General features: G+C 43.5%; 6 protein-coding genes and 1 pseudogene. 5 read left to right on the top strand and 2 right to left on the bottom strand.

The features are described 5' to 3' along the window. Positions 1-827: 827 nt before the first annotated feature. Complete coding sequence (gene tnpA / locus A3KS_RS0118350) at positions 828-1,157, top strand: IS66 family insertion sequence element accessory protein TnpA (RefSeq protein ID WP_026396131.1); 330 nt, start codon at positions 828-830, stop codon at positions 1,155-1,157. Between the two features lie 84 nt (positions 1,158-1,241). Here the strand turns inward: tnpA and A3KS_RS0118345 are convergent. Then, positions 1,242-2,338 (bottom strand): IS3 family transposase gene (locus A3KS_RS0118345; protein WP_242834795.1). Its coding sequence is split into 2 segments (ribosomal slippage): positions 1,242-2,104 and positions 2,104-2,338, totalling 1,098 coding nucleotides; the frame shifts between segments, so codons are not numbered across the junction. A gap of 146 nt (positions 2,339-2,484) precedes the next feature. Further along, a pseudogene (locus tag A3KS_RS0118335) lies at positions 2,485-4,049 on the bottom strand (IS3 family transposase). A gap of 40 nt (positions 4,050-4,089) precedes the next feature. Between A3KS_RS0118335 and tnpB the strand changes: the two are divergent. The 4 genes from tnpB to A3KS_RS22960 all read left to right on the top strand — a co-directional run bounded on the left by tnpB (position 4,090) and on the right by A3KS_RS22960 (position 7,610). Then, a complete protein-coding gene (tnpB, locus tag A3KS_RS0118325; protein WP_026396127.1) occupies positions 4,090-4,443 on the top strand; it encodes an IS66 family insertion sequence element accessory protein TnpB in 354 nt (117 codons plus the stop codon). Positions 4,444-4,582: 139 nt separating this feature from the next. Further along, positions 4,583-5,290: an IS66 family transposase zinc-finger binding domain-containing protein gene (locus A3KS_RS0118320; RefSeq protein ID WP_026396126.1), complete on the top strand. Its 708-nt coding sequence runs from the start codon at positions 4,583-4,585 to the stop codon at positions 5,288-5,290. 169 nt (positions 5,291-5,459) lie between these two features. Beyond that, positions 5,460-6,215: a transposase gene (locus A3KS_RS0118315; RefSeq protein ID WP_026396125.1), complete on the top strand. Its 756-nt coding sequence runs from the start codon at positions 5,460-5,462 to the stop codon at positions 6,213-6,215. 246 nt (positions 6,216-6,461) lie between these two features. Further along, positions 6,462-7,610, top strand: coding sequence for a hypothetical protein (locus tag A3KS_RS22960; protein ID WP_051355993.1), 1,149 nt, complete (start codon positions 6,462-6,464; stop codon positions 7,608-7,610). The last annotated feature ends 62 nt before the right edge of the window (positions 7,611-7,672 follow it).

The following is a 7,672-nucleotide window of genomic DNA, read 5'->3' as shown; positions in this document are numbered from 1 at the left end:
GCACAGGGAAATTTAAAATATTATGTATATAAATCAACAAGCAACAACATCGATACCAAAGAAAANTGTGCAACAAATGGGACACTGTTAAATGCCGGAGGCACAAGTGATATTGGAACATATAATGTAACAGGATTGACGGCATCAACAGGATACTACTTCAACGTGGTGGTGGAAGACGAGGCAGGCAATAAAACTGCATACACGTCAAAAAACGAAACGACAATATCATAGTGGAGACGGTGCCTGTCAGTGCGCCAATGGTGCCTGGTACCACTTAACTTGTTGAGTTGGGGGTTTGATAGCCCCAGCGGGGGCGTTTCGGTTGTCGCACTATACGTAAGTAGTGGTGCGGCAAACGACGCCTAATAACTTATAGGTTAAGCTAAAGGGAATGAAAAGTTATGTTTTTTAGAAGGAGGAATAATATTGAGCGTATTTTCTAAAATCAAGAATCACATTGTAAGGTCGTTTTTTTGGGCCTGTGGCAATTGCGGTTATATTTATCCTAGCAGTTCTGATAAACCATCAAATTGTCCAAAATGCGGAGGCTGGCCAATCAGAAAGTAGATTTAGATCGAGGGAGCATTTCTGTTGTCGCACTGAAGGATGGCGAAGCAGGTGTCGCATCAAATAACCCCACCAGCGGGAGTTGGTGGGCAAAAGTAAAAAAATAATGAATATAAGCACCCTGCAGGTAGAAATACTTGTGGGGTGTTTGTCGAATAATCGAAAAAAAGAGTAAGCGATTCAAAAGATAGCGTAGTGCAAAACAGGTCGAATTATTGTAGACTAACCTAAAGTACGTTCGGGAGGTTAAGAATACAATGGACGAATCAAAAAGACAGCTTTGGGAAGGGCGTTTTGAAGAACAGGCAAACAGTGGAATGACCGTCGACACCTGGTGTGCCGAAAAGCAGATCAGCAAACACACTTTCTATTATTGGAAGCAGCGGATCCGAAAAGAAAAGATGGAGCCAATTGAAAAAAATACTACAACGCCACTGTTTGCAAAACTGGAAATGCCGGTGGCTTCTGATGAGCGAATAACGGAAGCGGGATTGATTATCCGATGGCGGGGTTTTGAACTGATTCTGTCGGATCACCGTGATATCTCCCTGGCAACGCAGTTTATCCGTCAGCTTTCACAGTCATGATGGATCGGTTTATCAGAGGCACAACCCATATTTACATTGCCTGTGGTGCTACAGATGGATAGGCAACCCTTTTTTGGACAAAAATTACGCGGACATCATATGCTTATAATCGACTGGTGAAAGATAGCCCAATGAGCCATGAATCCGGTCATTATTAAACCAATTGACATAGTCAAATAATTGGTACTCCAATGTTGCCAGGTCACTGAAAGTTTCATTAAACACAAATTCTGTTTTGATAATTTTAAATGTAGCTTCGGCTACGGCATTATCATAAGGGCACCCTTTTTTGCTTAATGATCGTTGAATATTAAAGGTGCTCAGTAGTTCGTCGATCAGTTTATTTTTAAATTCATTGCCACGATCAGTATGAAAAATAGCGATCTCAGCCAGATTGGACTTAACAGTAGAAAAAGCTTTATAAACGAGTGTCGCATCTTTGTTTTTGCCCGCAGCATAACCAATAATTTCACGGTTGAAAATATCAAGCAGAATGCAAATATATTGCCACTTGCCATTCACATTAACATAAGTCAAATCGCTGACGACGACTTCTAACAATGGACGTTGATCAAATTTTCGAGCGACAAGATTGGCTGTTTTTTCTTCATTGCAAGTCGTTTTATGAACTTTAAAATGCTTGACTGTATATTTCGATACTAGGGCGTATTTCTTCATAATTTTACCGATTTTGCGTCTTGAAAGTTGAAGCCCTTTTTTAGCTAATTCTATCTTAATCTTCCGGGTGCCATAATTATTACGGCTCTTTCTGAAAATTGAAATAATTAGATTCTCATTTGCACAGCAGTGAGATTTAGGGCTGCTTTCATTGTAATAGGTACTTCTGGCTATCTGTAAAAATTGGCACATTGCACTGACACTGTACTTGTCACGATTTGCTTTAATAATCGCTATCTTCGTCCCATTATCAGTGCTGCCTGCTTTAAAATATCATTTTCCATTCGTAGTTGAGTCAGTTCTTTTTTGAGTGCCAGAAGTTCAATTTCTTCAAGACTTCGATTATCCTTGGCCTTAAATGATTGGGTACCATTATGATTTTTTACCCACTTGTGTAAGGTTGACCTTGCTATTTTGTATTCTTTCATAATCTCAGAAGGCGACTTCTCATTATTATAAAGATTAACGATTTGCTTTTTAAATTCATCGGTATACTGTGACATGTTATTTCCTCTTTTCTATCGTTTTTTATTATAACATGTCCGAATAATAACTGTCCTATTTAGTATAACCTATCCAAGACTTCGGTAGTTGTCAAGATAGTTGGCAGTTTTAATTGAAATAAATTTTGACAGTAAACGTTTTAAAATCAAGCTTCTTCAAGTGAATCCAGCATCAGGATTTCTGAGCGCTCAGGATTCAACCATACAACATCTGGCAGAGACCAATCTCTGATATGACGCGACCAGCGATTGGGATTTTTATCCTTTGCAGCCTGATAGACAGCGATCCGATTGGCAAAAATTTGTTCACTGATCCCACTGTGCCGTTGTACCGGAGTAAGCTGGTTTAGTCCGCTATGACGATGTTCGTAATTATAAAAACGGGTGAAGTTGAGCACCCATTTCCGTGCTTTGTCAATATCCGAAAAGCCTTTATAAGGATAATCAGGCCGATATTTGACGGTTCTGAAGATGGATTCGGCATAGGCATTATCATTACTTACCCGTGGTCTGCTTCGTGATGTGGCAACGCCCAATTTATAGAGAGTTTCGAGTAAAGCTGCCCCTTTCATCGGACTGCCATTATCGGAATGCAGAATAAGTGGTTGGGTTCGGTGTAGACACCCTTCGGATACAACGGCTTTTTTAACAAGAATACTGGCATTTTCAGCCGATTCTTCCGGCCATATTTCCCAACCGACGATCTTTCGGCTGTACAGATCGAGGATGAGATAGAGATAATAATAAAAACCTTTTACGCCGCTTGGCAACCACGTAATGTCCCACATCCAGACTTGATTGGGACCGGTTGCTTTATGGGTTGAGATGGGTCGTGTCTGGGGTTTGGCGGTTCTGCCCCGATGGTGCTGCATGTTTTCTTCCCTCAATACCCGGTAAAAGGTGGATTCCGAAGCCAGATAACGGCCTTCCTCATCAGCCAGTCGGGGAACAATCTGGCTGGGCGGTAAGCTTTTGTAGGCATCGGAAGTGACGATTTCAAGAATCTCAAGCTGCTCCTCACGGGACAGTTTGTTAGCTGGGACCGGTCGTTTTGCTAAAGGGCGCTGATCTTCCATTGGTGTCCGGGGATTTTTCCAGCGGGTGTAGGTGCGTTCACTGATATTTAGCTCATGGCAGGCTCGTGACTGTCTGGCGCCATTTTGAATCGCTTCATCAATAAAGGTAACGGCTAAATTGCGGTCGGTGAGATTGATCAGTCTTCCTCGTGATCCCCCCAAGCCGCTTGGGCCTTTTTTCTGAGCACCAACAGAGCGGCTGTTTCAGCAAGTGCGGCTTCTTTACGGCGTAATTCTTTGTTTAATTGTTTGACTTCCTTTTCCTTCTCCTTCAAATTTTTCTGAAGAGATTTGGATTGTTCGGCAACTCCGCCATTGGCATTGATGCAGAAGTCTTTCCAGGCTTCAACCTGCTCAACATACAGGCCTTTTTCCCGACAATAAGCCGCCAGTTCAGCCTGGTTCATTGTTGCGGTTTCAAGAACGATTAAAAATTTATCTTCACTTGATCAGCGTTCCGATGATGATTCACCGGCTGGTGCCGCAATGCCGGCTGATTTTGCAGCCCGTTTCCATGCATATAGAGTGTGTTCTGAAACCCCAGTTTCCGCCGCAAGCTGGTTAACTGATTTATTGGCTGGGGGCATCATCTGTTTGATAATGTTGTCTTTGAATTCCTTACTGTATCGTGTCATCAGGTGGCTCCTTCATCTTTGTTAATTACTATAATAAAGTATTTTTCTCTACCTGACAACTATCCTAACACAGGGGGACTTCAGAAAACAGATGGATGGACTGGCCATGGTTGTCAACATGGAGTTCAAGCTTGATCCTTTCTCTGACAAATGTGCCTTTATCTTCTGCAACCGGAAAAGAAATGCCCTTAAAGTTTTGCGTTACGATGGCAACGGCTTTATTCTGGCCAGCAAGAAGCTGCTCAACGGCATGAAATTTCAGTGGCCCAGAACCCCATCGGAAGTCAGAGAAATAACCGGCCAGCAGGTTCAGTGGTTGCTTCAGGGGCTTGAAATCGAGCAGAAAAAAGCCCTTCAGCCGGTGACAATGACGCTTGAGAATAGCTGCTTTTAACCAGTCTAAAACCTCCTGAAGCGACTTCAAAAACGGCTTTAAAAAGCCGTTTTAAAGGTTTTTTGTCAATAAAAACGGTAGCATTTTGAAGCTGAAAATGGTATAATAGTACCAATGAAAAGTAAAGGAATGGATACGGATGACAGGACAAGAAGAACTGCTACTACTCCGGGCGCTGGTGGAAAAACAGAAAGAAGAACTGGCCGCCAAAGACGAAATCATTGCCAAACAGAATATCCGGATTGAAAACATGGTGCAGGCGTTGCTGCAGGCCAGAAAGAAACTGTTTGGTTCCTCCACCGAAACAACAAAAAACCTGGATGGACAGCTGTCCCTGTTTGAAACAGCGCAGGAGCTTGCCAAAGAACTGTTTGGTGAACAGCAGAAAATAACCGTCCCCAGTCATACCCGGAAAGCCCGCCAACCCGGAGTCCGTCAGGAAATGCTGGCCGGTCTTCCAAAGGAGATTGAAGAGTACATCATTGGCCCGGATGAGTCCTGCTTTAAGTGCGGTGGAGACCTTATGGTCATCGGCAAACGGATCGTCCGAACCGAAGTGACCTATGAACCGCCCAAACTGAAGGTGAAGCAGATTGTCCAGCAGATTGCCAAGTGTACCCAGTGCGGCAAAGAAGGCAGTGACAATCCCAAGGATCATTTTCAGAAAGCGGCTGTCCCGGTGCCGGTACTTGCTCATTCCATTGCCACACCTTCCCTGGCAGCCCAGGTCATGTATCAGAAGTTTGCTATGGGCATGCCCTTTGCTCGTCAGGGGCGAGACAAGGGGACGCTTCCCTTGTCGCACTCTGTGAAGGATGACGAAGCGGAGCGTTGTAGCAGGAAATGACCCAGCCAGCGGGAGTTGGTGAACAAAAATAAAACAAATAATGATCATAAGCACCCTGCAGGTAGCAATACTTGTGGGGTGTTTGTCAAATAAGCGATTTGGGGATATTTAGGTTTTTCGAGCGATGGTTGATTGTGACAACAAGTTCGCTAAGTACGGAGGTTTCAAAATGGGAAGAAGACCGCGGGTTCAAAGTGAAACCGGAATCTATCACGTCATTCTGAAAGGGCTGGATGGGCGAAGTCTTTTTTATGATGGGGAAGACCGGGATGTGTTTATGGATAAGCTGCGCCGTGCTCAAGAAATTGGTGGGCTGGAGGTTTATGCTTATTGCCTGATGGATAATCATGTTCATTTACTGGTTAAAGAAGGCGAGGAACTGGGAATCAGTATAAAACGGCTCACGGTGGGATATGTGCTGTTTCACAATAAAAAATATGGACGAACCGGGCATTTGTTTCAGAACCGTTATCACAGTGAGGTCGTGGAGGATGATCGTTACTTGCTGGTAGTCACCCGCTACATTCATCGGAACCCTGTTAAAGCTCATTTAGTCAGCGATCCCGGAGAATACCCATACAGCAGTTACAAAAATTACCGGATTTCATTTGACACGGGGGGGGAATACGCAGGTGTTAACACCCAGGTGGTTCGGGATTATTTTAAAACATTCACTGATTTTGAAAACTTTACCAGGGCAGTCACAGAGGATGGTTGCCTGGAGATTGTCGAAACGATAAAATGTACCGATGCTCAATTAAGAGAAATTTTGTCTCGTGATGGACGTTACGCAGTGCTATTGGCATTGCCTGTCAGTGAACGAAATGATCTGATTGCCGCGGCCTATCGCAAATCCGGCGCCAGCATACGTCAGTTAAGCCGGGCTTTGGGAATTGGGAAGCACATTGTCGAGCGAGCTTTATAAATGAAGGAGACGAGGAGAGGCTTCTGCTGTCGTACTCTATGAAGGATAACAAGGAAGAGAAGCGGCGGATCAAATAACTAAGCCGAGGTAGTTGGTGAAACAAATAAAATAAATGACGAATATAAGCACCCTGCAGGTAACAATACTTGTGGTGTGTTTATCTAAAAGCATACAAAACAATTGCCTCGTTTAACTATTCTGGTAAAGGATCGTCGTAAATCGAATTATTTTTAAGGAGAATGTGTCATGAAAAAGATGATTATAAAAAGGTCAGTATTCTTATCGACCCTGCTGCTGCTTACTGGTGTAATGATGCCAGCCGCTGCATTGGCGACGGAAACACCAAGTGTCAGTTACAGTACCCATGTACAAAATGAGGGTTGGCAGGACTACAAAAGTAATGGTGCAATGAGTGGTACGGCGGGTAAGTCCTATCGTTTGGAGGGGATCAAAATCAAGTTGGATACAAAGGGCTATGATCTTGGCATTTCCTATCAGACGCATATTCAGAATATTGGTTGGGAAGCTGAAACGTCACGTGGGTGGAAATCTGACGATGCAATGAGTGGCACCGAAGGACTATCGTACCGTCTCGAAGCGATTCAAATCAAACTGACGGGTGCGGATGCCGCAAAGTTTGATATTTACTATCAGGTTCACGCCCAGAATATGGGCTGGTTGGGCTGGGCTAAAAATGGTGAAAGCGCTGGGACGGCTGGATATGGCTATCGATTAGAAGGTATTAAGATTCAAATTGTAGCAAAAGGCGCAGCCGCACCAAGCGGCCAAGTGAACAAAGAAAAGCCCTTTTACAAGAATCCGACAGCGGCCTATGAATCAATTTTAGAGGAGTATCGTGTTGCTGAAGCGAATAAGTTTTCAAAAACAGTCATCAAAAGTTTGCCAAATGTGACGCAGGCGTTTTCACCTTATGAATATGACGAACCGTTGTACTATATGTTGGAAGATTTATCTGGGGATTCAATTCCGGAATTAATAATTGCTGGCTATCATAGCAGAAATGCCAACAGTCCATACGGTGACCCGCAGACAATGTATCGAATAATTGATACATACCGCTTAGTTGAAGGGCAACCGGAACGAATATTCAGTACGTTCACCATGGGACACCGTGCCATCTATACGATTTGCGAGAACAATGTCATAAAATGCAGCGGCAGTGGTGGTGCCGTCAGTCAGCACTTTAATTTTTACGAGCTTGCTGGGAATACCCAAAATATTGTCCGAAACGTTGAGTTTGATGGCCAGGACGGGATAGCGAAGTATTATTTAACCGATGCAAACAACAATAATCGGCAGATAACAAAAGAAGACGCTTTTGGCATTATTAACAGCTATATCCCCAGAACCGATATTAACTGGATAAAACTTTAATAATACGCCATCTTTTGAGGCAATTACGTTTATAGCTGTAGAAAACTGATGCATGATGAGGA

The organism is Acetobacterium malicum subsp. dehalogenans DSM 11527 (genome assembly GCF_000472665.1).
Lineage (GTDB): Bacteria > Bacillota > Clostridia > Eubacteriales > Eubacteriaceae > Acetobacterium > Acetobacterium malicum.
This window is presented reverse-complemented; position numbering and strand designations above follow the sequence as displayed.